Origin of the sequence: Streptomyces sp. ICC4 (assembly GCF_003287915.1) — a bacterium.
GTDB classification, from domain to species: domain Bacteria; phylum Actinomycetota; class Actinomycetes; order Streptomycetales; family Streptomycetaceae; genus Streptomyces; species Streptomyces tritrimontium.
Window position 1 is genome coordinate 6,054,312 of record NZ_CP030286.1, and the last position, 22,844, is coordinate 6,077,155.

General features: G+C 72.7%; 19 protein-coding genes and 1 pseudogene. 6 read left to right on the forward strand and 14 right to left on the reverse strand.

Translation table 11 applies throughout. The features are described from left to right. Positions 1–143 precede the first annotated feature (143 nt). Together DRB89_RS28235 and DRB89_RS44970 are read left to right on the forward strand one after the other, a co-directional pair. Positions 144–953 carry a serine/threonine protein kinase gene (locus tag DRB89_RS28235; RefSeq protein ID WP_112463464.1) on the forward strand — a complete coding sequence of 270 codons (810 nt, stop codon included), beginning with the start codon at positions 144–146 and terminating at the stop codon, positions 951–953. Then, a complete protein-coding gene (locus DRB89_RS44970; protein ID WP_112463465.1) occupies positions 950–2,479 on the forward strand; it encodes a serine/threonine-protein kinase in 1,530 nt (509 codons plus the stop codon). Before DRB89_RS28235 ends, DRB89_RS44970 begins: the two co-directional genes overlap by 4 nt. Positions 2,480–2,930: 451 nt before the next feature. On the opposite strand, the pseudogene DRB89_RS46405 reads toward DRB89_RS44970, so the two are convergent. The 3 genes and pseudogenes from DRB89_RS46405 to DRB89_RS28255 all read right to left on the reverse strand — a co-directional run. Then, positions 2,931–4,124 (reverse strand): annotated as a pseudogene (locus tag DRB89_RS46405) (ParB N-terminal domain-containing protein); the annotation flags it as partial. Positions 4,125–4,165: 41 nt separating this feature from the next. Beyond that, positions 4,166–4,351, reverse strand: a complete 186-nt coding sequence (locus DRB89_RS28250; RefSeq protein WP_112448248.1) for a hypothetical protein — start codon at positions 4,349–4,351, stop codon at positions 4,166–4,168. A 179-nt stretch (positions 4,352–4,530) separates the two neighbouring features. Then, on the reverse strand, positions 4,531–4,839 hold the full coding sequence (locus DRB89_RS28255; RefSeq protein WP_112448247.1) for a hypothetical protein: 309 nt from the start codon (positions 4,837–4,839) through the stop codon (positions 4,531–4,533). A gap of 207 nt (positions 4,840–5,046) precedes the next feature. Here DRB89_RS28255 and DRB89_RS28260 point away from each other — a divergent pair, with 207 nt between their 5' ends. Next, positions 5,047–6,045: a helix-turn-helix transcriptional regulator gene (locus DRB89_RS28260; protein WP_112448246.1), complete on the forward strand. Its 999-nt coding sequence runs from the start codon at positions 5,047–5,049 to the stop codon at positions 6,043–6,045. A gap of 29 nt (positions 6,046–6,074) precedes the next feature. On the opposite strand, the gene DRB89_RS28265 is transcribed toward DRB89_RS28260, so the two are convergent. From DRB89_RS28265 to DRB89_RS28300, 8 genes are all read right to left on the reverse strand, one after another. Further along, positions 6,075–6,653 (reverse strand): TIGR00730 family Rossman fold protein, encoded by a 579-nt coding sequence (locus tag DRB89_RS28265; protein WP_112448245.1) that lies wholly within the window; start codon positions 6,651–6,653, stop codon positions 6,075–6,077. A gap of 6 nt (positions 6,654–6,659) precedes the next feature. Next, the gene (locus DRB89_RS28270) at positions 6,660–8,039 is read right to left on the reverse strand and encodes a Zn-dependent hydrolase (protein WP_112453331.1); all 1,380 of its coding nucleotides are present in this window, start codon (positions 8,037–8,039) and stop codon (positions 6,660–6,662) included. A 59-nt stretch (positions 8,040–8,098) separates the two neighbouring features. After that, positions 8,099–10,063, reverse strand: a complete 1,965-nt coding sequence (locus DRB89_RS28275) for a S9 family peptidase (RefSeq protein WP_112463467.1) — start codon at positions 10,061–10,063, stop codon at positions 8,099–8,101. 17 nt (positions 10,064–10,080) lie between these two features. Beyond that, positions 10,081–12,063 (reverse strand): M13 family metallopeptidase, encoded by a 1,983-nt coding sequence (locus tag DRB89_RS28280; RefSeq protein ID WP_112463468.1) that lies wholly within the window; start codon positions 12,061–12,063, stop codon positions 10,081–10,083. Then, complete coding sequence (locus DRB89_RS28285) at positions 12,063–13,361, reverse strand: MFS transporter (RefSeq protein WP_162688754.1); 1,299 nt, start codon at positions 13,359–13,361, stop codon at positions 12,063–12,065. Before DRB89_RS28285 ends, DRB89_RS28280 begins: the two co-directional genes overlap by 1 nt. 8 nt (positions 13,362–13,369) lie before the next feature. Beyond that, the gene (locus DRB89_RS28290; protein WP_162688755.1) at positions 13,370–14,680 is read right to left on the reverse strand and encodes a cupin domain-containing protein; all 1,311 of its coding nucleotides are present in this window, start codon (positions 14,678–14,680) and stop codon (positions 13,370–13,372) included. A gap of 99 nt (positions 14,681–14,779) precedes the next feature. Then, positions 14,780–15,970: a cupin domain-containing protein gene (locus DRB89_RS28295; protein WP_112448240.1), complete on the reverse strand. Its 1,191-nt coding sequence runs from the start codon at positions 15,968–15,970 to the stop codon at positions 14,780–14,782. 383 nt (positions 15,971–16,353) lie between these two features. Beyond that, on the reverse strand, positions 16,354–16,872 hold the full coding sequence (locus tag DRB89_RS28300) for a tetratricopeptide repeat protein (protein ID WP_112448239.1): 519 nt from the start codon (positions 16,870–16,872) through the stop codon (positions 16,354–16,356). Positions 16,873–17,273: 401 nt separating this feature from the next. On the opposite strand from DRB89_RS28300, the gene DRB89_RS28305 reads away from it, so the two are divergent. From DRB89_RS28305 to DRB89_RS28315, 3 genes are all read left to right on the forward strand, one after another. Continuing rightward, positions 17,274–18,224, forward strand: coding sequence for an NAD-dependent epimerase/dehydratase family protein (locus DRB89_RS28305; RefSeq protein ID WP_112463469.1), 951 nt, complete (start codon positions 17,274–17,276; stop codon positions 18,222–18,224). Next, positions 18,221–19,729 carry a DUF4246 domain-containing protein gene (locus DRB89_RS28310; protein WP_112451021.1) on the forward strand — a complete coding sequence of 503 codons (1,509 nt, stop codon included), beginning with the start codon at positions 18,221–18,223 and terminating at the stop codon, positions 19,727–19,729. Before DRB89_RS28305 ends, DRB89_RS28310 begins: the two co-directional genes overlap by 4 nt. A 124-nt stretch (positions 19,730–19,853) precedes the next feature. Beyond that, a complete protein-coding gene (locus DRB89_RS28315) occupies positions 19,854–20,234 on the forward strand; it encodes an endonuclease domain-containing protein (RefSeq protein ID WP_112451022.1) in 381 nt (126 codons plus the stop codon). Between the two features lie 157 nt (positions 20,235–20,391). Here the strand turns inward: DRB89_RS28315 and DRB89_RS28320 are convergent, their stop codons facing one another. The 3 genes from DRB89_RS28320 to DRB89_RS28330 form a co-directional block, all read right to left on the reverse strand. Then, complete coding sequence (locus DRB89_RS28320; RefSeq protein ID WP_112451023.1) at positions 20,392–20,763, reverse strand: fic family toxin-antitoxin system, toxin component; 372 nt, start codon at positions 20,761–20,763, stop codon at positions 20,392–20,394. A gap of 13 nt (positions 20,764–20,776) precedes the next feature. Further along, the gene (locus tag DRB89_RS28325) at positions 20,777–21,004 is read right to left on the reverse strand and encodes a hypothetical protein (protein ID WP_112451024.1); all 228 of its coding nucleotides are present in this window, start codon (positions 21,002–21,004) and stop codon (positions 20,777–20,779) included. 641 nt (positions 21,005–21,645) lie between these two features. Beyond that, a complete protein-coding gene (locus DRB89_RS28330) occupies positions 21,646–22,836 on the reverse strand; it encodes a putative peptide maturation dehydrogenase (protein WP_112451025.1) in 1,191 nt (396 codons plus the stop codon). Between the last annotated feature and the right edge of the window lie 8 nt (positions 22,837–22,844).

Genomic DNA, 22,844 nt, shown 5'->3' on the forward strand with positions numbered 1-22,844 from the left:
GGCCTCCCGGGGCAGCTGGGGCGGGCTGTCCGGCCCGGCGGGCGGTCCCGGCCGAAGTGGCTGAAGTGCGCCGATGAACTCCCTTGAGAGATGAGTATTGTTCCACTCGTCGGTCCGGCACGACGCGTGGAACGGGGGGAGCGGTGAGCGGCGTAGTCGTCCATCTGCCGCAGGGGTGTAGTGGCGCCGAAGGCGGCGAACCGTACGGTGACGCCGTCACGTTGCGGCTCGGACCGGGCGAGGCCGCCCGCTTCGGACGCGGCTCCGCGACGGTCCCCGTCGAGCTCCGCCTCGCCGACGCGGCGATCTCCCGGCTCGCCGGGGAGATCCGCGTGACCGATGACCACTGGCAGCTGACGAACCACAGCACCACCCACAGCTACCTGGTGGAGAACCCGGAGGGCGCCGGGGAGTACCTGAGGGTTCCGCCACGACGGGTCGGGGCGCCCGTCCCCTTCGAGTTCTCGCGCGTGGTGCTGCCCACCCGCAGCGACGTCCCCGTCTCCTTCCAGGTGTTCGCGCCCGACCACATCTATCTGGACCCGGAAGCCATGGGCGCCCCCTGGGGCCGCCTCACGGTCACCGCGTACTCCCTGGACGAGACGGCGACCTACTTCCTCGTCCTCGTCGCGCTCTGCGAACCGCGCCTGCGCGACCAGTCCCGCGTCGCGGTCCCCACGACCCCGCAGATCGTCGAACGGCTCAAGGGCCACGTCGCCTGCGGCACGCTGACCGCGCGTGCGGTCAGCTCGCACATCGACTACCTCGCCGAGGAGAAGCTGCGCATCGGCGGCCCGGACCCGCGCGAACCCGGCAAGGGCGAGCGCCGCAACGGCAAGCGGGAGGAGATCGTCGGACTCGCGCTGCGGTTCGGGCTCGTACGGGAGGACCACCTGACGCTGCTGCCGCCCCTGACGGGGGCCGGCGGGCGGGAGCGGCAGACCGCGCGATGACGACGCCGCACGCCCTGCGCGACCTCACGGAACGCGACGGCACGGACGTGCTCCCGCCCGGATTCCGGGTGCAGGGCTGGACGATCACCGACCTGATCGGGGCCGGAGGCTGGTCCACGGTCTACGCCGCCCGGCCGGCCGACCGGTACCCGGACAGGAGCGGCCGGGCCCCCGCGCACGCGTCGGAGGCAACTGCGCACGCGGCAACTGCGCAAGCGGCCCCCGGGCAAGCGGCCCCCGGGCAAGCGGCCCCCGGGCAAGCGGCCCCCGGGCCAGCGGCGCCCGCCGACATCGCGCTCAAAATCATGCCGACCGCCGGGTATGCGCCACGCCAGACGCGCAGGATCGTGGAGTCCGCCCGCCGGGAAGTCGAACTGGGGCGCAGGGCCGGGCACGCGCGGCTGATCCGCCTCCTGGACTCCTTCGTCCTGGAGGCACCGGACCGCCCCGCCCTGGACGGCGCGATCGTGCTGGTCATGGAGCGGGCCGCGGGCAGCCTGCGGGACCTCCTCGACGCGGGGGTGCCCGAGGCCGACCGCGCCCGGCTGATCGCGGGGATCTGCGAGGGACTCGCCCATCTCCACCGCTCGGGCTGGGTCCACGCCGATCTCAAGCCGGAGAACGTCCTGCTGGACGCCGGCCGCTCCGTGAAGCTCTCGGACTTCGGCCTCGCCACCCAGATGACGGGGACGTACGGGTACGCGCCGCCCATGGGCACCCTGGACTACCTGCCGCCCGAGCGCTGGCGGGCACCCCTGGGGGAACTGGGGGTGAAGGTCAGGCCGAGCGCCGACATCTGGGCCCTGGGCATCGTCATCCACGAGGTGTTCGGCTCCGGCGCCTCCCCGTTCTCCGGCGCCACCCCCATGGCGCGGGGCGCCGCCGTCCAGGAGTACGGCGAAGGGCGTGCGCCGCTGCGCATGGACCAGGCCGTGCCGCCGTTCTGGCGTGCACTGGCCGCCGACTGCCTCGCCCCGACCCACGCGGCGCGCGCCCCGCACACCGCCGAGGGCCTCCTCGCCCGCATCGTCGCCGAACAGGGGGCGCGCGGGAGGGGCGCGGGACGGCTGTGGGGCCGGGCCCGCGCCGCGGTCCTCACCACCGCGCTCTGCGGGGTCGCCGGTACGGTGTTGTGGTCGGACGCGGCACGGGCGAGCTCATCCGTACTGGACGGCCGTGAGGGTGCGGCGGCCGGCACGATCCGGGTGTTCAACGCGGAGAAGGGCTGCCAGGAGCGGGCCGACCGGGACCCGCAGTGCAGTCTGGGCCTGGCGATCGACCCGATGCGGCCGTACGCCGCGGACAACGTCGTACCGACCCGGGTGTGGCACGGTGACGTCCTCGCCGCCGACTGCCAGCTGCCCGACGGGCGGCCGATCATCGACGAGGCGGACCTGCAGTCCACCCGCTGGTTCCACGTCCGCCTCCCGACCGGCTCCACACCCCCCACGGCCTGGCTCCCCGCCGTCCGCACGAAGGACCGCCCGGAACTGCCGGGGTGCCCGCCCCCCGCGACCGGGCACTGAGGCCCGGCCGGGGCCGGTGCGCGAGGGCCGCGCAAGCCTGACCGGGTGAACTCCGGCGGGACCTTTGCCTTCCGGGCCGTGGCGCGCGGGCGTCGGAGGCGGTCGAAAGCCGCAGAGTCGAGGGGGTGCCGATTCCAGGGCGGGCGCAACAGGAAGGACGTTCCAGGTGGGACAGGTCGTAGGCGACTCCCAGGTCCAGAGCGAGCCGGCGGTCTTCGGGAAGCACGACAACAACGGAACGGGCGTCTACGGCGAGACCCACGGCTTCGCCGACGACAACGAGGCGGGCGTCTACGGAGTGAACACCGGCGGCGGCCCGGGCGTTCGGGGAGTCGCGAACGTCATGGGCCCGGGCGTGAAGGGCACGAGCCTCTTCACGGGCGTGGAGGGTGTCAGCTCCGGCACCGACAACGATCACGCGGTGGGCGTGTCGGGTACGACCAGGGGCCGGGCGGAGCACCTCCGGTCCGAAGCCGGCCCCGCGGGTCAGCGAGGTGACCTCCTCGGCGGACAGCGCGGTGTCGTCGCCGAGGCGCAGGCCGTAGCGCAGGGCGTCGAAGCGGGCGAGGTTGGAGGAGGCCTCGGCCGCCCCCGCGCAGGCCAGTTCGTCGGCCAGCAGCCCCCACAGACCCGCGTAGCCCTGGACGAGCTGGGCCATCGGCTCCTTGCAGTGCGTCGGCAGGCTCGCCGCGATCTTCTCCCGGTGCTGGGCGACCAGCGCGCAGGCCCCGAGCATCCGCAGCACGTCGCGGCCGGACTCGCTCAGCCGCAGGGAGGGGTCCCGGCGCAGCGATTCGAAGATGCGCAGCAGCCGGTCGGGGGCGTGCTGCTGGTCGGCGGCGGGGCGGCGCGGAGAGGCGCCGCGCCGGGCGGCGAGCGAGATCGGGTCGGCGGCCGGGAACGGGGCCGGAGAAGAAGGGGACGCGGAGGCGGCGGAAGGGCGCCGGCGGACGGTCGCGGCGTCCGTGCGACGGGCCGGTACGGGATCCTCCCCGCGCCGGATCCGGTCGCGTACGTCGGCCACGGTCGCCGGGGACAGCCCGGCCTCGGCTGCGATCCGGCGCAGCGAGGCGCCGGGGTTGCTGCGCAGCAGTTCGCCGGCCAGTTCACGGCCGCGGGAGGGATCGACGGGCCGGGCCCGGCCGTCGCGGCCGACGCGGTGGCCGGTCTCGGCCGCGGCGGTGCCCTTGCGGAGCTGGGAGATCCTCCGGGCGGAGAGTCCGGTGACGGCCGCGACCGCGCGGTCCGACCAGTGGGGGTGGGCGGCGAAGACGCGTCCCGCGGCGGCGGTGCGCTCGGCGGCGGTCAGGGGCCGCCCGTGGGTGACGTTGGCCGCGACCGCCAGGAGCTCGGCCTCGCCCTGGTCTCCGTCGAAGTACCGTACGAGGATGTGGGTTTCGCCACGGAGGGCCGCGGCGCGGAGCCGGTGGGCGCCGTCGATCACGCGCATGGTCTGCAGGTGGACCAGGATGGGCGGCAATTCGCCGTCGGCTTCCGCGAGGGTCTTCGCGTACTCCCCGTCCTCGCCGCCCGTGCGGGGCGAGAATCCGGCCGTGATCCGGTCCGTGGCCACGCTTTCCACGGGCTGGTCGAGATATCCCCGGTCGCGGAACCTGATCAGGTGGTCGGCGCTCTCTGCGTCCATCGTCTTCCCCTCGGTGATCGGGTGCGGATGAGGGGGTGGGGTCACTGCCAGCCGAGGTCGTCCAGTCCGGCCCGGCCGGGCGCGTTCTGGACGGCGGCGGAGGCCGGGCCGCCGGCGGGGGTGGTGGTGTCGGCGTGGGCGGCGGCCGCTCCGACGGTGGTGCAGGCGGCGAGAATTCCGGAGAGGATCGCGCCCCGGACGATTCTGCGAGCGTTTTCGAAAGACATGTGGTTTCCGCCTTTTCAGCCGGCCTGTGTTTCGCTGACAGGCAGGAGTCTGCGGCCGGTGCGAGCGGCGGGGAAAGGGGCGCCGGGACGGGCAATCCGGCCTTGGCATACTCAGTCCAGCTTCGTCCACGGAACCGTCAGATCCCGGCAAACAGCTCGCCATTCGGCTGCGGGCGGCGTCAGATCGTGCTCCACGGGTCGCTGCCGGGCAGCAGCGGCACCTCGGCCCGCTCCAGTTCCCACTCCCCCAGCGATGAGTGCGCCGAGGCCGCGTGCAGCCACAGCCGCCGGGCGGCCGCTTCCGCCGCGGCCAGCGACGGAGCCCGTACGTACAGCCCGACCACGGGAGCCGCTTCGGGATCCGGGTGGACGCTGACGTGGACCAGGCCGTCGTGCCCCGCCGCGCTGCGGGCGATGGCCGCCGCCGTCGGCGCGGGCAGGCGGGCGCCGGAGCGCGGGGGCCGCAGGTGGACGTGAACCAGATACATGGGAGGGAGTCCGGATCCGTAGTGGAATGAGTTTTCCGAAAACGAGGGTCAGGAAAAGGCCCTGGGGAACGTGATCCGAGAGATTCCGGATGCCGTCTTGCCGAGGGTCCGATCGACCCGTACCGTCAGGGCAATTACGCAGCCCAGTGCCCCCACCAGTGCCTGAAATCCCCGCGGGATCCGGGCTCTGAACCGGAGTTGCCATCGATGCTTGATCTCCTCGGCCTCGACGCAGTCGCCGAATCCGTCTACCGGGGAATTCTCGCCAAACCCCGGGACGTCGCAGATCTGAGCCGTCAGCTCGATCTGACGCCGGACGCGGTCCGCGCCGCCCTGGACCGGCTCAGCGAGATGGCGCTCGTGCGCGCCTCCACGGAGGGCGGCAGCCGGCTGCACGCGGTCAGCCCGCACGTCGGCATGGAGATCCTGCTCGCCCGCCAGCAGGCGGACCTCGCGAGCCGCCAGCAGCGGCTGGAGGCGAGCCGGGCGGCCGCGGCGCAGCTCATCCTGGAGTACGACGGCCGGGACACGGGCAGCGCCGTCGACCCGGGGGTGCGCTACCTCGACGGGCTCGACTCCATCCGCGACCACCTCGCCAACCTGCGCGGCCAGGTCACCCAGGAGCTCCTGACCTTCGCGCCCGGCGGCCCCCAGACCGCGGAGAACATGAACGCCTCCAGACCGCTCAACCAGCAGTTGCTGGAGCGCGGCGTGCAGATGCGCACGGTCTACCTGGACTCCATCCGCGGCTGTCTGCAGACCATGGAGTACGCGCGCTGGCTCGTCGCCCAGGGCTCGCAGGTCCGTACCGTCCCCTCGCTGCCCAACCGGATGATCATCTACGACCGCACCTCGGCGATCATCGCGGCGGACACCGGCAACACCGCGGCCGGCGCGGTCGAGGTCACCTCCCAGGGGATGGTGGCCACCTTGTACACGCTCTTCGAGAGCGTCTGGCAGTCCGGCGACTGCCTCGACACCCGGGCCAGGCCGGATCCGGGCGAGCTCACCCGCCAGCAGGCCGAGGCGCTGAAGCTGCTCGCGCAGGGCTGCACGGACGAGACCATCGCCCACCGCCTGGGCGTCTCCTCGCGCACCGCCCGGCGCATCGCCTCCGGGCTGATGACCTACCTCGGCGCGCAGAGCCGCTTCCAGGCCGGGGTCCACGCGGTGCAGCGCGGCTACCTGCCGACCGCCCCCGAATAGTCCGGGGGCCCGCCGGCCGGCCCGGCCGGTCATGCCGCGGCCAGCACCCCGGGCGCGCCCAGCAGGTCCAGGGCCTCCTCGGCACTGTCCGCGCACCGGATCAGCCGGCGCTCGGCCGCCGTCAGGAACCCCTCGGCCACGAGGTGGTCGAGCATCGCGAGCATCGGGTCGTAGAAGCCGGCGTGGTTGACCACCACGATCGGCTTCTCCATCAGGGAGAGCTGGTTCCACGTGGCCACCTCCATCAGCTCGTCCAGCGTCCCGATCCCGCCCGGCAGCACGGCGAAGCCGTTCGACAGCCGGTACATGAGCGCCTTGCGCTCGTGCATGGACCGCACGATGAAAATCGCCCCGCGCGCCCGGTCGGCCCGCTCCCGCTCGTGCAGCGCGCGCGGCACGACCCCGGTCACCGCCCCGCCCCCGCTCAGCACCCCGTCCGCGACGGCACCCATGACCCCGACGCCGCCGGCGCCGTAGACCAGGTCGAGACCGCGCCCGGCGAGCGCCCGGCCGAAGCCGTGCGCGAAGTCCACGTGGTCCTGACGGACCCCGGGCCGCGCGCCGCAGAACACCGCGATGCGCTCGCTCTTCTTGACCAGTGTCTCCATGGCTCCTCAACTCCCGGTGGTATTGAGCTCGTTCGACGGCCGCGACGGCCGCGACGGTGACGGCCTTGACGGCGCCAGGTCCTGCTCCGCCGGCCGCGCCTGCGGGCTGATCCCGATGGTGCGCAGCGCCGTACGGAAGAGCACGCGGGCCCCGGCGACGAGGTCCTCGGGAGCCGTGTCCTCCTCGGGCACGTGGCTGATGCCGCCCAGGCTCGGCACGAAGATCATGCCGATGGGCGCGATGTCCGCGACCATCTGCGCGTCGTGTCCGGCGCCGCTGGGCAGCACCTCGTGCGCCAGGCCCAGTTCGTCCGCGCTCCGCTCGATCGCGGCGCGCAGCACCTCGCTCGTGGAGACCGGGTCGGAGCGGGTCTCGGCGACCACCTCGATCTCGGTGCCGGTGCTCCGCGCGATCGCGTCCAGCATCCGCCGCAGGGTCTCCTCGGCGGCCGCGGCCTTCCACACGTCCGTGTCCCGCAGGTCCACGGTCATCCGGACCGATCCGGCGATCGTGTTCGGGGTGTTCGGGTGGGGGTCGATCCGTCCGACCGTCGCCACCCGGCACAGCCCGCGCTCGCCGGCGACGTGCTCGGCGGCCAGCACCACCCGGGCCGCCGCGGCCATCGCGTCGCGCCGGCCCTTCATCGGGCTGGTCCCGGAGTGCCCGGCGGCGCCGCGCACCTCCAGGGTCAGCACGGTGCGGCCGGTGATGGCGTCGACGACTCCGATCCGGCGGCCGCTGCGCTCCAGCACCGGGCCCTGCTCCACGTGCAGTTCGAGGTAGGCGGCGATCGATCCGTGCGGCCAGCACGCGCTGCCCAGCGCGTCGAGGTCCCCGCCGGCCAGGCGCAGCTCCTCGCGCAGCCGGCGCCCCTGGTGGTCGCGGGGTTCGCGCGGCAGCCCCGCGAGGCGGCCGGCGACCGCCATCGAGCCCCAGAAGGGCTGCGGGAAGAGCGCACCCTCCTCGTTGGCGAAGGCCACGGCCACGGGCTCGTAGGGGGATTCGATCCCGCACTCCTCGAAGGTCTGCAGCACCTCCAGCGCGGCGAGCACCCCGTACGCGCCGTCGAGGCGGCCCGCGTTGACCACGGTGTCGAGGTGCGAGCCCATCATCAGGGCCTGGCGCCCCTCGCCGTACGGGGTGTGGCGCGGCCGGATGACGATGTTGCCCGCCGCGTCCACGGACGGGACGAGGCCCGCGTCGCGCGCCTCGTCCATCAGGTACGCGCGCGCCTCGCGGTCGGCCGCTCCGAAGCCCTCGCGGGTGATCCCGCCCGTCTCGGGGTCGAGCCCGATCCGGCCGAGCCGGGCGATGCGCCGCAGCAGCCGGTCGCCGTCGATGTCGGCGCGCAGGCCGCCGGCCCGCTGGGCGAGCGTGCTGGTCATGGCAGTGTCCTTCCGGTCCGTTCGGAGGTCTTCGAGTACGGCCAGGTCGACGACGCCGCTCACAGGTGCCGCCCCCACCACTCCAGGACCGCCGCGAAGCGGGCGAGGCGGTGGCTGGGCAGTCCGGAGCGGGACATGTCGTGCCCCTCGCCGGGGAAGAGGAGCATCTCGGCGGGGACCCCGCGCATGCGCAGCTCGGTGAACAGGCGCTGCGCCTGCTCCGGCGGGCAGTGCCGGTCCTCCTCGGACTGGATGATCAGCATCGGGGTGCTCATCCGGTCCGCGTAGGTGAGCGGGGACTGGCGCGCCCAGCCTTCGCGGTCCGCCCCGTACAGGGCGACCGCGAGGTCGACGCCGTCGTCGCTGGTGGCCGCGTAGCTGTCGATGGCGTACAGGCCGCGCTCGCCGATCATCGCCTTGAAGCGGTCGCCGTGGTGGGCGTTGAACCAGGCCGCCATGTAGCCGCCGAAGGAGCCGCCCATCACCCCGACGCGGGAGGCGTCCAGTTCGGGCTGGGCCAGCGCGGCGTCCAGCAGGGCGAGGAGGTCGACGGCGGACTTGCCGGGCAGGTCGTCCCGTACGTACGCGCCGTGCTCGGCGCCGTATCCGGAGGTGCCGCGCGGGTTGCCGAGCACGACCGCGTAGCCGGCGCCCGCGTACACCTGCGCCTCGTCGAAGGCGGCCGGGCCGTTGAGGGTGTGGCCCCACTGGGTGAAGGGGCCGCCCTTGACCTGGAAGACCACCGGGTGCGGGCCGGGGCCCTCGGGGCGCACCACCCAGCCCTGGGGCTCGTAGCCGTCGGGCGCCGTCGCGGTGAACTCCCGCATCGGCAGCAGGGAGGTCCGCTCGGTCAGCTCGCGTCCGTAGGAGGTCAGCGTGCGCTCGGTGCCGCCGCTCAGCACCACCAGGTCGCCGGCGCTCGCGGCGCTGGTGACCACGGCCGCGATGACGGGGCCCGCCGGGGTCTCGGCGACCGCGTAGCCGTTGACCTGGCGGGGGCCGGTGATGACCGGCGCGGGCTCGGAGCCGTCGTAGGGGACGAGGACCAGGTTGACCTCGCCGCGCCGGTCGCCCGCGAAGTACACGCCGTCGGCGGCCGGGCGGATCATCTGGCTGGCGAAGCTGAGGTGGTGGGCGCCGCCGGTGAGCCGGCGCGGGGCGCCGGACCCGTCGGCGGCGGGGAGCAGGGCGCCGGGGGCGCTGACCGGAACCGTCCACAGGCCGTAGGTGGCGGTGGCGCAGGAGTGGTTGAACTTGTCGAGCTCGGAGCCGACGAAGACCACGGAGGCTCCGTCGGCGGCGAAGCGCGGGGTGAACAGGTACATCCCGCCGTGCGTCAGGGGCCGCAGGCCGCTCCCGTCGGGCGCCGACGCCCAGATGTCGTTGCGGGAGTCGTCGCCCGCCTCCTCGTGCCGGGCGCAGACGAAGACCAGCTGGTCGCCGGCGGGGCTCCACGCCAGGTCCATGTGGTCGTACGGGCCTTCGGTGACCTGGACGGCGGGGGCCGCCGGAGCGAACGGGTCCGTCACGAAGACCTGCCGGGGCCGGTCGGCCGTGTAGCCGAACCCGTCCATCTGGTAGAGCAGCGTGGTGATCCGGCGCGGTGCCTCCGCCTCGGCCGGGCCCTGGTAACGGCCCGCTTCGGGGATCCGACTGGTGTAGGCGATCCGGGTGGAGTCGGGGCTCCACACGGGCTGGCCCGCGCCCATCGGGTGGTCGGTGACCGGGAAGGCCTCGCCGGCGCCGTCCATCGGGAGGAGGTGGATCTGGGCCCGGCCGTGCGCGCCCGGGCGCTGGAAGGCGAGGAAGCGGCCGTCGGGCGAGAAGGCCGGGCAGCCGTCGTAGGCGCCCTGGGTGAGGCGGCGCGGCGCGCTCGCCCCGGCGGTGTCCGCGATCAGCAGCTCGGTCGTGTAGTCGTCCGCCTCCAGGACGGGGCGGGTGACCTCGAAGACGACGTGGCGGCCGTCGGGCGAGAGGGCGGGCGGCCCGAGCACGGGCAGCAGCTCGATGTCAGCAGGAAGCATGGCGTGGCCTCACAGAGTCACAGGAGGAAGAAGCGGGAAGCGGGGTCGATGAACAGCGCGTCGCCGGGCCGCACGTCGAACGCCTCGTAGAAGGCTTCGAGGTGGCCGAGGACCCCGTTGCAGCGGAACTCGGCGGGCGGGTGCGGGTGCCGGGGCGAGGCGAGCCGCTCGGCGAGCCGGGCGGGGGTGGTCCGGGCCCGCCACATCGTGGCCCAGTGCAGGAGGAACTCCCTGGTCCGGGCGGTGTCGGGGGTGCCGCCCGCGTGCGCGGCGAACGCATCGAGGGCGACGGTGACTCCGGCGATGTCGGCCATGTTCTCGCCGACCGTGCGTGCGCCGCTGACCCGCCGTCCGGGCAGGCCGGCCGGCTCGTAGCCGTCGTACTGCGCGACCAGGAGCGCGGTGCGCCGGGTGAATTCGGCCCGGTCGGCCGGCGCCCACCAGTCGCGCAGCCGGCCCCGCCCGTCGTAGCGCGAGCCCTTGCTGTCGAAGGCGTGCGACATCTCGTGGCCGATGATCGAGCCGAGCACCGCGAAGTTGCGGGCCGGATCGCCCGCCGGGTCGAAGACAGGCGGCCGCAGCAGTCCGGCGGGGACGACGACCTGGTTGAGCCCGTGCCGGTAGTACGCGGTGACCTGGTGCGGGTGGATCTTCCACTCGGAGCGGTCGACGGGGCCGCCGAGGCGGGCCAGTTCCCCGGCGATGCGCCGGGCCCGTCCGCGCTTGACGTTGCCGGCCAGGTCGGCCGGGTCGAACGGCTCGCGGTCCGGGCCCGCGCCGTCCGCGCTCCCGCGCGGGGCGCCGATCTCGAACACCATCGCGTCGAGCTTGGCCAGGGCCGCGTCCCGGGTGGCCCGGGACATCCAGTCGGCCCGCTCCAGGCGCCGCCGGTAGGCGTCGGCCAGCTCCCCGGCCAGCTCGCGCACGGCCGCCACGGTGCCCGGGGCCAGGTGTTCGGCGACGTACCGCTCGCCCACCGCGTCGCCGGCGAAGGTCTCGACGAAGGAGACGGCCCGGATGCGGCGCGGCCTCGGCTCGGTGAACCCGTTGAGCAGCTGCCCGTAGAAGGCGAAGTTGTCGGCGAACACCCGGCGCGGCCCGAAGGGCACCATCTCGTGCACGTAGCGCCAGCACACCCACCGCTTGAGCTCGTCCAGGCCGTGCCCGGTCCACCACGCGTCGAGCGCGTCGAGGAATCCCGGCTGGCGCATCCGTACGGTCGCCTCCCGGGGTACGCCGCCCAGCCCGGCCAGCCACGCCCCCCACGGGAACCCGCCGGCCCGGCACGCCAGTTCGGCGGCGGTCAGCGACAGCGGTCGCGGCGCGGCGCCCGGCCGGGGCGCGGTGTGCCCGGCGGCGAGCCCGGTCTCCGCCGCCAGGACCGAGGCGGCCGCGCGGGCGGGCTCGGGGAGTCCCGCGTGCGCCCACATCACCGCGAGGTGGCCGAGGTAGCGCCCGCGCAGCTCCCCGCCGTCCCGGTCGTCGCCGTAGGCGGCGGCGGGCAGGCCGAGCCCGGCCTGGGAGAGGACCAGGACGTGGCCGTGGGCGTCGGCGGTGTCCACGGCGACCGTGAAGTCCACCGCCCCGCCGATGCCCTGGGCCTGCAGCCGGCCCAGTACCGCGGCGAGTCCGGCCGGGGTGGCGGCCGCTTCGACCGCCCGGAGGTCGGCGGCGAAAGCCCCGGCGGCGCCGAGGTCCTCGATGCGGTCCTCGTCCATGAAGCTCGCGTACAGGGCGGCGATGCGGCGGCCGGCCGGGTCGGCGGCGGACCCGGCGCGGGAGGCCGCGCGCAGGATCACGGCCTCCGCGTCGGCCTCCGCCCGGTCGGACAGGAGGGTCAGGGTGGTGGCCTCGGCCCGGTGGGCGGGCAGGACGTGGTGGTCCGTCCAGTGCCCGTTCACGAACCGGTAGAAGTCGTCCTGGGGTCGTACGGAGAGGTCGAGTTCCACGTCGTCCGGGAGGGCGGGGGCGCCCGCGGCCGGTTCCGAGACCACCGTCATCAGACGGTCTCCGCCTTGAGGCCCGCGTCGGCCCGGTCGGCGTCGGCCCGGTCCGCGTCGGCCCGGTCCGCGTCGGCCGACTTCAGGACCCGCCCGCTGAAGAGGGCCAGCGCGATCAGGCAGAACACCCCGGCGGCGAGGAACCCGTAGCGCGGGGCCATCAGGGTCATCGCCGCGCCGCCGACCACGTAGCCGATGGCGGGACCGGTGTTGGAGACGGCGCCCAGCGCGGCGAAGGCGCGGCCGCGGTGCGTGTCGGGGACCCGGACGTTGAGCAGGATGTGCGTCACGGTGGCCTGGGCGCCGTTGCCGATGCCGCCGAGGACGTAGAAGGGGACGATCCACCAGACGCCCGGCGCGAGGCCCGTGCCCAGGATGGCCACGGCGATGCACACGAACGTGCCGATCAGGACGGTCTCGTGGCGCAGGTTCTTCGCGCGGCGCACCAGCATCCCGCCCGGGATCAGGCCCAGCATCCAGGCCGACATGATCAGCCCGAAGGTCTCCTCGGAGGCCCCGAAGTCCTCGCGGACGTAGAAGACGATGAGGACGTTGATGATGCTCGCGGCCGCCATCACGGCGCCGCTGAGGATGAGCACGGCGGTCAGGAAGCGGTCGGACGTCACCTTGTACGGGGCCTTCGCGGGTTCGTCGCCGTCCCCGGCGGCGGACTTCGCGGAGCCCCGGTCCTTGTGCAGCCGGGTCTTGATCAGCAGTCCGCCGACGACGACCGCCCCGAAGCTCAGGGCGTCGATCAGCAGCGGGATGGAGATCCCGAAGCGGCCGATGAGGATGCCGGCGATGCCGGGCGCGGCGACCATGCCCGCCATGGCGGTGGTCTGCGAGATCGAGGAGGCGCGCGGCACGTTCTCCTTGCCGACGATCGCGCTGGGCAGGGCGCCGAACACCGGGTGGGTGAAGGCGAGTCCGGAGGACAGCAGCGCGGAGAGCCCGATGAGGACCACCGGCGAGGTCCAGATCGTCATGGCCACGCAGATCAGGGCCTGCAGCGCGCCGACGACCACGATGAGGTTGCGGCTGTCGAAGCGGTCGGCGAACCGGCCGGTCAGCGGCGACAGCAGGACGGGCGGGACGGTCGCGGACAGCAGCAGCGCCATGATGGCGTAGGAGCCGGCGCCCTGGGCCTGGAGCTGGAGGGCGATGGCCGTCTCGGCGGCGATGTCGCCCGCGAAGGACAGGCCGCGCATCCCGGCGAGGATGTACACCTCGCGCCAGGCCCGCCGGGAGGGGGGCGGGGAGGCCTCGGTGGTGGCCGGAGTTCGGGTGTCGATGGCCATCTCGTGGCTCACTTCCCCTGGTCGTCGGTGTGGGTGGCGGTGTGCGGGACGCTCGGGTTGGTCGGGCTGCTCGGGCTGCTCGGGTTGCCCGGTTGGCCCGGCGGTGGGCCGTTCTCCCGCGGTACGGGGAACACGGCGTGCTCGGCGGCTTCGAGGACCCCGATCCGGGCCAGCCCCCGGGCCGCGCTCAGCGAGCGGGCGGGGTCCACGCCGGGGAAGAACTCGGAGGTGGCGACCGGGCGCCCGCCGTCGAGGTCGCGCAGCGAACGGGCGACGGCGTCGGGCACCGCGAGCCGGCGCCCGCCCACCCGGATCCCGGTCTTCGTCCCGTCGCTGTCGCCGATCTCCACGGGGGCGTCGCTGCGCCGCACCAGCGAGTCGGTGGTCAGCGCGTCGACGGCGTGCAGCCGGGCGAACTCCCGGGTGCGGCCGCCTCCGGACCGCTCGCGCCCCACCCGTGCGAGGCGCTTGGCCTCCGAGACGGGCTCCAGGTGGGCGAGCCGGTCCCGGAGGAGTTCGATCTGCCGGCCCAGGCCGGCGGCGGCCGTGCCGTCCTCCCCGTCGGCGAGGTACGGGAAGGCGTGGAAGGCCTCGTCCTCGACCACGGCCGCGACGGTGTCCTTCAGCAGGTCGCGCCAGCGCCGGGGTTCGACCCCGACGGACAGGTGCAGGGACAGCTCGCTCTTCGCGGCGGCCGCGTGCGGGGTGCCGTGCGGCACGTACAGCACGTCGCCGGGGGCCAGCGTCACCTCGATGACGGGCTCGCCGAGCTCCTCGGGCGTGTACGAGCCCTCGTCGCCCCGGCGGACCTCGGGGGTGGCCCACACCCGCCAGGTCTTGGTGCCGTCGACCTGGACGACGTACACGTCGATCGAGTCGTGGTGCGGGGAGAAGCCGTCGTTGCGCGCGGGCGTGACGAAGAGGACCACTTCGCCCTCGCAGGCGAAGGTGTCGGTGAACGGCGCGAGCAGCCGGCGGGCCGAGGGCAGCACGTGGTGCAGGGAGTTCCAGGTGACGGTGGAGCCCGAGCGGAACAGCTCGTAGACCTTCTCCGGGTTGACCGCCTCGGCGAGCGCGGCTCCGCGCGCCACCGTCCGCGTGTAGGCGCCGCTGGGCACGCCTTTGCCGCCCTTGGTCACCCGGAGGTAGGAGGGCGGAGTCGTCTCCAGGGCCAGTACGTCGTCGAGCTGCCGCACGGAGGGGAGGCCGTCGAGCCGGCCCGCCAGTGCCCCCTTGCGCAGCAGCGGCTTCTTGTCGAAATGCTCGGCGAGGAACACGTCCCGGTCGCCGACGAAATCCTCGAAGGAGTACGTCTCCACCGTCTCTTGCCTCCAGTCGTGCACGGGGACGCCCGTCGCGGACCACCGGGGGGATGGTCCGGTGGTCCGCGACGGGACAGGTCCGGTACCGGCAGCTCGTCAGCCGGCCGCGGCCAGTTCGAACACACCCAGGCGGGTGAGTCCTTGCGCGGCCTTCGTCGAACGGAGCGCGTCCACTCCGGGGAAGATGAGGGACGCCGCGATCGACGCGTCCGGGCCGAGCGCGGCCAGGGTTTCGGCGATCGGTGTGGGTACCGCGATCTTGTGACCGTTGACGGTCATCTGGGTCCGGCCGTTGTCGCTGACACCGAACTCCAGGGGCGCGCTGCCGCGCCGCAGGCGGGCGTCCGGGCCGAGTTCGTCCATGTCCGCGATGGACTGGAAGGTGTGGCCCTCGGAGCTGCCCTCCATGTGCCGGCCGAGGTCGGCGAGGCGGTCCAGTTCTGCGCCGGCGGCCACGGTCTGCAGCCGCGCGGCGAGGGCGGCGACCTTCTCGCCGAAGCCGGTCTCCACGTCGGACGAGCGCAGTTCCCCGATGTAGGGGTACGCATTGAACTCGTCGGCGGCGATGAGCTCCTCGACGGTCTGGCGCAGCAGGTCCTTCCACATGCGCGGGCGCATCATGACGGACAGGTGCAGCGAGGCCTTGCCCTCGGCGGCCGCGGCGTGCGGGGTGCCGTAGGGGAGGTAGAGGACGTCGCCGGGCTGCAGCGAGACCTCGATGTCCGGCTCCCCCAGTCCTTCGAGGGTGTACTGGGCGTTGTCCCCGAGGCGCTCGGCCGGCGGGTTCCACAGCTTCCAGTGCTTGGTGCCCTCGAGCTGGACGATGAAGAGGTCGACCGGGTCGTGGTGCGGCGGGTAGCCCTTCTTGCCGGTGGGCGTCAGGAACGCCACCGAGTCGGTGCGCACCGCCATGCGCTCGCTGATGACGCGGGTGAAGTCGCGCAGTTCCGGGACGATCTGGTTGAGCGAGCACCAGGTGACGGTCGCGCCGGCCCGGAACAGCTCGTAGATCTTCTCGGGGTCGACCACGTCGGTGATGGTCTGGCCCTGGACGACCACGTTGCGGGTGTACCCCTGCTCGGGGACGCCGTTGCCCTTGAGGTTGACCTTGATGTAGGGCGGCCGGACGACCTCCAGGTTGACCAGCTGGTCCAGTTTGCGGTGCGAGAGGATGTCGCGCGGGTCCCCCGGCACGGCGCTCTTCCGCAGCATGGGCTTCTTGTTGAAGTATTCGGTGAAGAAGACCTGCTCGTCTCCCACCAGATCTGCGAATGCGTAGTTCGCCATACCGAGCTCTCCTCGAAAGAAAATCAGGCCGGGGGAGGGGCGGCGCCTTCCGGCGCCGCCCTCCGCCACAGCGCTACTTCAAGAACAATTACTGGATGTTCTTGTAGTAGGAGGTGGCGAGCAGCTCCTCGGCCGTCTCGATGAACTCGATGTCGTCGAAGTCGACGTTCTCCATGAGATTCACTTCCCTTCGGTTTCCTTCTCCCACCGTCCGGGTTTTCCCGGCCGGTGAAATGAGAATGCCCGCACCCGGGAAAAGGGTCAACGGCGTTCAACTGCACGCCAACGCGGTTGAACGGACCGGCAAAAGCAGAGCGGCCCCGACCGGTGGGTCGGGGCCGCACGGGGGCAGCGGAGCGGGCGCCCGGGCGCCCGCGGGCTCCTCAGGAGGGGGTCGGGCCGGTCTCCGGCTCGGACAGCTCGCGGGCGTAGTTGGCGAGCGAGCGGTTGTAGCGCGGGAGGTGGCGGGCGAGCGCGACGAGCGCGAGCGACAGCGCCTCGCGCTCCCGCCCGGTGTCGGCCAGCGCGAGGGCGAGGAACCCGGTCACGGCGTCGTCGAGGAGGTCCGTCCCCGCCGCTCGCTCGTCCTCCAGCAGGGCTGCGCTCTCGGCCGCCCGGCCGAGGTTGCGGATCGAGCTGGCCAGCTGGATGACGGCACGCCGGCGCCGCACCCCGGTCAGCCCGGCGGCGAGCGCCTCGCGGTACAGGGGCGCGGCCAGGTCGCTGTACCCGGTCGAGTCATAGGCGCAGGCCCGCTCGAAGGGGCCCCGCGCGTCCCCGGCGGGCAGCTCGCCGACGAGCGCTTCCACCGCGGCGATGAATTTCTCTTCCTCATGCTCGTCCAGCTGCTCCCAGAGAGCACCGACACGCTCTTCCCAATCCGATCCAACCGATCCCACCATCACGGAACACCACCCATCCCACTGATCCAACGCATCGGTCCACACAACCGCGAAGGGGCGGCGTCTGAATCGACGCCGCCCTTCACGCAGGCATTACTGCAAGAACAGGAATTACTGGATGTTCTTGTAGTACGAGGTCGCGAGGAGCTCCTCGGCGGTCTCGATGAACTCGATGTCGTCGAAGTCGACGTTCTCCATGAGATTCACTTCCCATCTGCCTGGTCATTCCCACCGGGGTTTTCCCCGGCGATGGCAGAAGAATGCCCGGACCTCCCGATCCGGGTCAACGTGTTCAACCGCAACGCTGCCGCGGTTGAACACATTCATCAACTCCCGTCACACGCGCCCCAGTTGAGGACCCCAGCAGATACCCAGATGATCACCTAGATAAAATCGGCGGCATGCAGATATCCGGCGTGCCCAGCGTGATCGTTCTGACGGGAGCCACCGGTTTCATCGGCTCCGCCACGCTGGAGGCCCTGGCCGGCCGCCCCGGTGTCCGTGTACGGGCCCTCGCGCGGGTCCCCGGCGCCGAACGCGAAGGCGTGGAGTGGGTGCGCGCCGACCTGACCGACCCCGGCTCGCTGCGGGGGGTCTGCGAGGACGCGTCCGCGCTGGTGCACCTGGCCTCCTACATCGGGCGGGACGAGGAACGGTGCCGCGCGGTCAACGTCGCGGGTACCGCTTCCCTGTTGGCGGAGGTCGCGCGGGCGGGCGTGAAACGCGTGGTCCACCTCTCGACCGCCGCGGTCTACGGCAACCGGCCGCACCGGGACATCGAGGTCGACGGCATCGTCCCGGATCCGGTGTCCCCCGCGAGCCGCACCCGCCTGGCCGCGGAGGCCCCCGCCCTGGCCGCCGGCGGGGTCGTTCTGCGCCCGGGCCTGGTGCTCGGCGCGGGCGACCGCTGGGTGGTCCCGGCCCTGGCCGAACTGGTCAGCCGCGTCCCGGCCCGCTGGGACGGCGGCCGCGCGCTGCTGTCGGTGGTCGGCGTCACGGAACTGGCCCGCCTGATCGAGGCCCTGGCGACCACCTCGGACCCCTTCCCGGCCGGGATCCACCACGCGAGCCACCCCACTCCCGTGACGATCGGCGACCTGATGTCGGCACTGACCGCGCACGGCATCGTCCCCCCGGTGGAGGAGGACTGGCCGTGGGACCGCTGCGTCACCGCCCTCCACGCCCACCCGGGCGTGGTGACGGAACGCCAGTTCAGCCTGCTGGCCCGTGACTACCACCAGCAGAGCGCCCCCATCTGGCACCTCACCCCCGTCGGGTCGCGGACGTGGTGTCAGTGGGCCGGGCTATCGTTCCGGGCACCGCACACCGACCGTGAGGACCACCAGAAGTGACCGGCCTGTCCGCCTTCCCGCTGCCCTTCCAGAGCTCCCGTTCCCCGGCGTTCGCGACGCCCCGGACACTGCGGGAGCTGCAGATCATGCAGTGCAGCTCGCACCTTCGTGCCAAGCCCGCGTGGTTCGACAAGATGAACGACGCCGACATCGTCGCCAAGTGGACGCGGGAGGCGCTGGCGCAGGGCCTGACCGAAGCGCAGGTGCGCTACGTTCGCGCCGAGCTGGCGCACTACGCCGCGTTGCGGGACGCGCGCACGGGCATCGAGGTGTCCGCGGTCGACGGGGTCTGGCAGTCGGACGTACTCGTCGACGAGCAGCTCGGGTCCCGGTTGCGCGAGGCGGTCCGGGTCCTTGAAGAGGTTCCCGAATCGGAGCTGGACTGGCATCCCGGATCCGGCGGCCAGGTGTTGGATCTCGTGCACCCCTCACTGTTCTGCCTGGTGCGGGAGGTGAGCGGAGGGCCCGAGCAGGCCTGGCAGAACGCGACGAACCACTACGCGAAGTACGAGTTCTCGGAGAGGTTCCAGTGGCTGCCCACGGACGTGGACGTCAGTGACGACGGCGCCGTCGCCTTCCGCTCGTACGTCAACAACGTCCACCCCGAGGCGCATCGTGCACTGGAGTCCGTCCTGCCGGACGTGTTCGCGCGCCTGCGCCCGCTGTTCGAGAACGTGCTCACCGATCTGCGCCACCCGCGGCCCCTGCGGATCGAGGCCGATCCCTACGGATGGTACGACCCGCAACCGGAGCGTCCGCGCCAGTCGTCCTACAGTGACGACGCGGCCTACAGGGATGCCTGCACTGCCTGGGACGAGGCCTGTGAGGACTGGTGGGAGAACCGCCGCCCGATCGTCCCCGACGCTCCGGCCTTCAGCCCGCCCGCACTCCCGGACGCCTCCGCCCGAGTCGACCTGCGCGGCCGCCGGCTCCAGGTCATCGTCAAGCTCGCCACCGTCCACCTCACCCCGGACCAGCCCGAGTACCCCGGCGGTTCCTGGCACGTCGAGGGCATGCTGAACGAGCGGATCGTCTCGACCGGCATCTACTACTGGGACAGCGAGAACATCACCGAGAGCCGGCTGGGATTCCGGGCCGCACTCGACGACCCGGACTATGAACAGAACGACGATGGCGGGCTGCGCGAGGTCTACGGCCTCGAGGACGAAGGCGCGCTGAACCAGGTGCTGGGCTCGGTACCGACCCCGGCGGGCCGCTGCCTGGCGTTTCCCAACGTCCTGCAGCACCGCGTGGACGCGTTCCGCCTCGCGGACCCCACTCGCCCGGGACACCGCAAGATCCTCGCGTTCTTCCTGGTCGACCCGGCGGAGCGGATCGTCTCGACCTCCGACGTACCGCCGCAGCAGCCCTGGTCCGACACGTCGACCATGACGCTCGAGCAGGCCAAGGCGTACCGCGAAGAACTCATGCGGGAAAGGAAGTTCTTCGTCGACGAACACAACGAGCAGCTCTACGAACGGGAGTTCTCGCTCTGCGAGCACTGAACCGCGGGTACGGGTGCGGGTGACACGGGAGCCGGCCCGGAGGGCGACACCGGACACCAGGACCTGCCGGAGGCGAGCGCCGGCCGACGTGACGCCGGGGGAGCGGTGCCCGGGCGGCGGCCACATGGTGAGCGCCAGTCGGCCACCGGCGTCGGTACGCACCCGGTCCATCCGCCCGCTACGCGAAGCGCTGGTCGCCGCCTACGGTCCGGACTGCCAGATCTGTGGGCCCTACCCCGGCACGATGGTCGACCACGACCACGGGACCGGCCATTGCCGAGGCCTGCTCCGCCGGTTCTGCAACCGCACCCTCGAGGACTGTCCGCACCTCACCGACCGCCCGAACGCGGACTACATGCGGTGCCCGCCCGCGGCCGCCCCGGCCCTCACCCACCCCGTGCACGAAGAGTTCCGAACCAAGTGGTCCACCCGTCGGCGCAAGATCGAGCTGCTCGGCTTCGACCCCTTCGAAGGCCTGCCGCTGCGGATGCGCCCGGGTGGCTAGTGCTGTGACCGGGAAGGTCCACCGGGTCGCGGCGCCCGGCACGGCACCTCGCCGCGTTGTCGGACCACGGCGGTACGTCCGGTACGAGGCGTGGTCCTCCGCCTTGCGATGCACCGCACCGGACACCGCGACCCGGCAAACCTTGCCGGTCACAGCACTACCGGGTCCATTCCTTCAGCACGACCGCGATCTGGCGGACGTCGACCAGGCCGCCGGAAACCTGCTCCAGGAGGTCCCCGACCTCCTTGGTCGTCACGTTCACCGGCAGCCCCGAGCCCTGCAGGTACGCTGCCGCCACCGTGGCGGCGTAGAGCTCGTTGGAATGCTCCAGAGCGGGGATGCGGACGAGCTGCTGCAGGAGGGAAGCGGCCCGGTGGTGCGGCTGGTCATAGACCAGGGTGTCCATCACCTGGAAACCGTGGCGCGCCCTGGCCGCCTCCAGCGAACCCCAGTCCCAGACCTCGGGATCCCCAGGGATCTTCCGGTGCGCAATCTCGAGCAGCCACGTCAGATCGATCGTAAGGATCATGAGTCGCGCCGGGTCAGGCCGCAGTGGCGCTGCGGCCGGCCGGGCCGCCGAAGCGCTCCGCCAGGCCCTCGGCATGCATCGCGACGAATGCGTCCGCACCCTCCATGAACCGCACCCGCGTCAGGTCGGCATCCAGCACCCGCCCGGCATACGCCTCCGCCGGCACACGGCTCTCCGCCGCCGCACGCTGCAGCTGCTCGTACGCTTCGTCGCTGATCTCAATCCTGATTTCCCGGGCCATACCGACCACGGTAGCGGTCTGCGGCGGCGTACGGCAGGGGAACGGCTCCGCCCCCGCCCCCGCCCCCGGGCAGACGCCCAGCGAGCACCTGGCGATACGGATCGCCAGCCGGACAACGCAACCCCAGGAACGGCAAGGCCTGGGTCACGGACGAGGCGAGCCGGGAGCACCGACCGTGGACCGCCGGCCGATTCATCGCCGGATCACGGACGGTCGGTGGCGGGGGAGGGGATGCCGGTATGACCCTGCTGCCGATCACCGCGCCCGCATCCCCGTCGCACGTCCACCATCTCGGACCCGAAGCCGGCGGATGGGGAAATCAGGGTCGATCACACGGTGGCGACGGCGACCGGCGTCACCCCTCGGCTCGTGCCACGGCACTCGCTCCTTCGTGTGGCGCTACGGCGCTCCGGCGCTCGCCCCGTCGTGCCGGCCGCTCCACGCGCCCTGGGCGTGCGCCCTGGGCAGGGGTCCCGGCCGGGTGGATGGTGCCGGGGAGGGCGGGCCGACCGAGCCTGCCGGGCCTGGACGGTCGCCCTGGGCGCAGTGGAAGTGAGGGTGGCCGGGGCAGGCACTGACGAGCCGTTCGCAAGGGTCCGGGATGGAGTGCGGATGCCGTGCTCACGGGGGGTCGGGCGGACTCAGCTCTCTCTGGCCGCGTCCCGCGTCCGCAGCCAGACCTCCTCGGCCGGATCGAATTCGCTGGTGGTCATCTCGTGTGCGCGCCAGCCGAAGCCACAGATCGCCAGCGGTCCTTCGGCCAGCGGGTCCAGGCCGAAGCCGTGCTCGATGTCGATCTCGTTGATCGCCGAGGTCACGAAGGCGCCGAGGCCGAGTTCGGTCGCGCTCAGGTACAAGGTCTGGGACAGGTGCCCGCTGTCGAGCACTAGGGCGCGGTAGGCCTTGGCGTGCTGACGGTACTTCCAGAAGCTGCGCGCGTACCGCGGCGCCAGGACCGCCAGCACGGGCGCGTTGGAGAACCAGTGCTGACCGGCCAGGGCGCGGCGCGCGAACTGCTCCAGTGGTTCGTCCGGGGCGGGCAAGTGCTCCAGGGCGTGATCGACCGCGTGGTAGTGATACAGCCCGGGCGCGAGACCGTCGACGTTCTGCACGATCAGGTAGGCCTCGGTCGGATGCAGACCGCCCCCGGAAGGCGAATGCTTCTTCAGGAACACGGTGTCGTCGTCGACGCGCACCTGCGACTGTGCGGCGAAGACGCGTTGCAGCATGTGCGCGCACAACGCCAGGGGCAGCGCCCGCTCGCCGTCGAAGTTGCGGCAGGTAGTACGCCGCGCCAGCATCGCGTCGAACTCGTTGCCGTCGACGCGCGGCAACGGCACCCGGTCCGGTGCGTCCCCGCGCTCGAAGGCATGCGTGGGCGGCGGGCCGAGCTTGCGCCGCAGATCGGCGGCGGTGGTCATCTCGTTGGCCTCCATGCTGTTGACGCTGTCCAGGCCCTCCCACCGCGCGAGCCGGTGCATCATCGCTGCGGGCGGCCACCAGTGACCGGCGCGCAGTACGTCGTCGCGTTCACGATGAGCGGTGTGGCGTTCGTCGTCGGTGATCACCAGGCCGCTGTCGATCAACTCGGCCACCAGGAGCGACTCTTCGGCGTCCAGCGCGTCGGTCTCGTGCCATTCGCCGGGGCTCAGCCGGCCGAGCAACTCGCGGTGCGCCGCGTCGACCTCGACCTCCGCGTCGAGATGCGCGGCCAAGGCCAGCCAACGCCGGGTGCGGCTCAGGCCGGCACCGCCGGTCAGCAGCGAGTCGAAGTCGAAGTCCACATCTTCGCGAGGCTCCAGAAACAGCACGGCGCAACGGCGAATACGCATCGGGATCC

Coding starts and splice junctions, on each gene's coding strand:
- DRB89_RS28320 (WP_112451023.1), bottom strand. CDS start 20,763: ATGATCCTTACGATCGATCTGACGTGGCTGCTCGAGATTGCGCACCGG.
- DRB89_RS28285 (WP_162688754.1), bottom strand. CDS start 13,361: ATGGCCATCGACACCCGAACTCCGGCCACCACCGAGGCCTCCCCGCCC.
- DRB89_RS28325 (WP_112451024.1), bottom strand. CDS start 21,004: ATGGCCCGGGAAATCAGGATTGAGATCAGCGACGAAGCGTACGAGCAG.
- DRB89_RS28295 (WP_112448240.1), bottom strand. CDS start 15,970: ATGGCGAACTACGCATTCGCAGATCTGGTGGGAGACGAGCAGGTCTTC.
- DRB89_RS28305 (WP_112463469.1), top strand. CDS start 17,274: ATGCAGATATCCGGCGTGCCCAGCGTGATCGTTCTGACGGGAGCCACC.
- DRB89_RS28260 (WP_112448246.1), top strand. CDS start 5,047: ATGCTTGATCTCCTCGGCCTCGACGCAGTCGCCGAATCCGTCTACCGG.
- DRB89_RS44970 (WP_112463465.1), top strand. CDS start 950: ATGACGACGCCGCACGCCCTGCGCGACCTCACGGAACGCGACGGCACG.
- DRB89_RS28265 (WP_112448245.1), bottom strand. CDS start 6,653: ATGGAGACACTGGTCAAGAAGAGCGAGCGCATCGCGGTGTTCTGCGGC.
- DRB89_RS28270 (WP_112453331.1), bottom strand. CDS start 8,039: ATGACCAGCACGCTCGCCCAGCGGGCCGGCGGCCTGCGCGCCGACATC.
- DRB89_RS28280 (WP_112463468.1), bottom strand. CDS start 12,063: ATGACGGTGGTCTCGGAACCGGCCGCGGGCGCCCCCGCCCTCCCGGAC.
- DRB89_RS28275 (WP_112463467.1), bottom strand. CDS start 10,063: ATGCTTCCTGCTGACATCGAGCTGCTGCCCGTGCTCGGGCCGCCCGCC.
- DRB89_RS28250 (WP_112448248.1), bottom strand. CDS start 4,351: ATGTCTTTCGAAAACGCTCGCAGAATCGTCCGGGGCGCGATCCTCTCC.
- DRB89_RS28315 (WP_112451022.1), top strand. CDS start 19,854: ATGGTGAGCGCCAGTCGGCCACCGGCGTCGGTACGCACCCGGTCCATC.
- DRB89_RS28330 (WP_112451025.1), bottom strand. CDS start 22,836: ATGCGTATTCGCCGTTGCGCCGTGCTGTTTCTGGAGCCTCGCGAAGAT.
- DRB89_RS28300 (WP_112448239.1), bottom strand. CDS start 16,872: ATGGTGGGATCGGTTGGATCGGATTGGGAAGAGCGTGTCGGTGCTCTC.
- DRB89_RS28255 (WP_112448247.1), bottom strand. CDS start 4,839: ATGTATCTGGTTCACGTCCACCTGCGGCCCCCGCGCTCCGGCGCCCGC.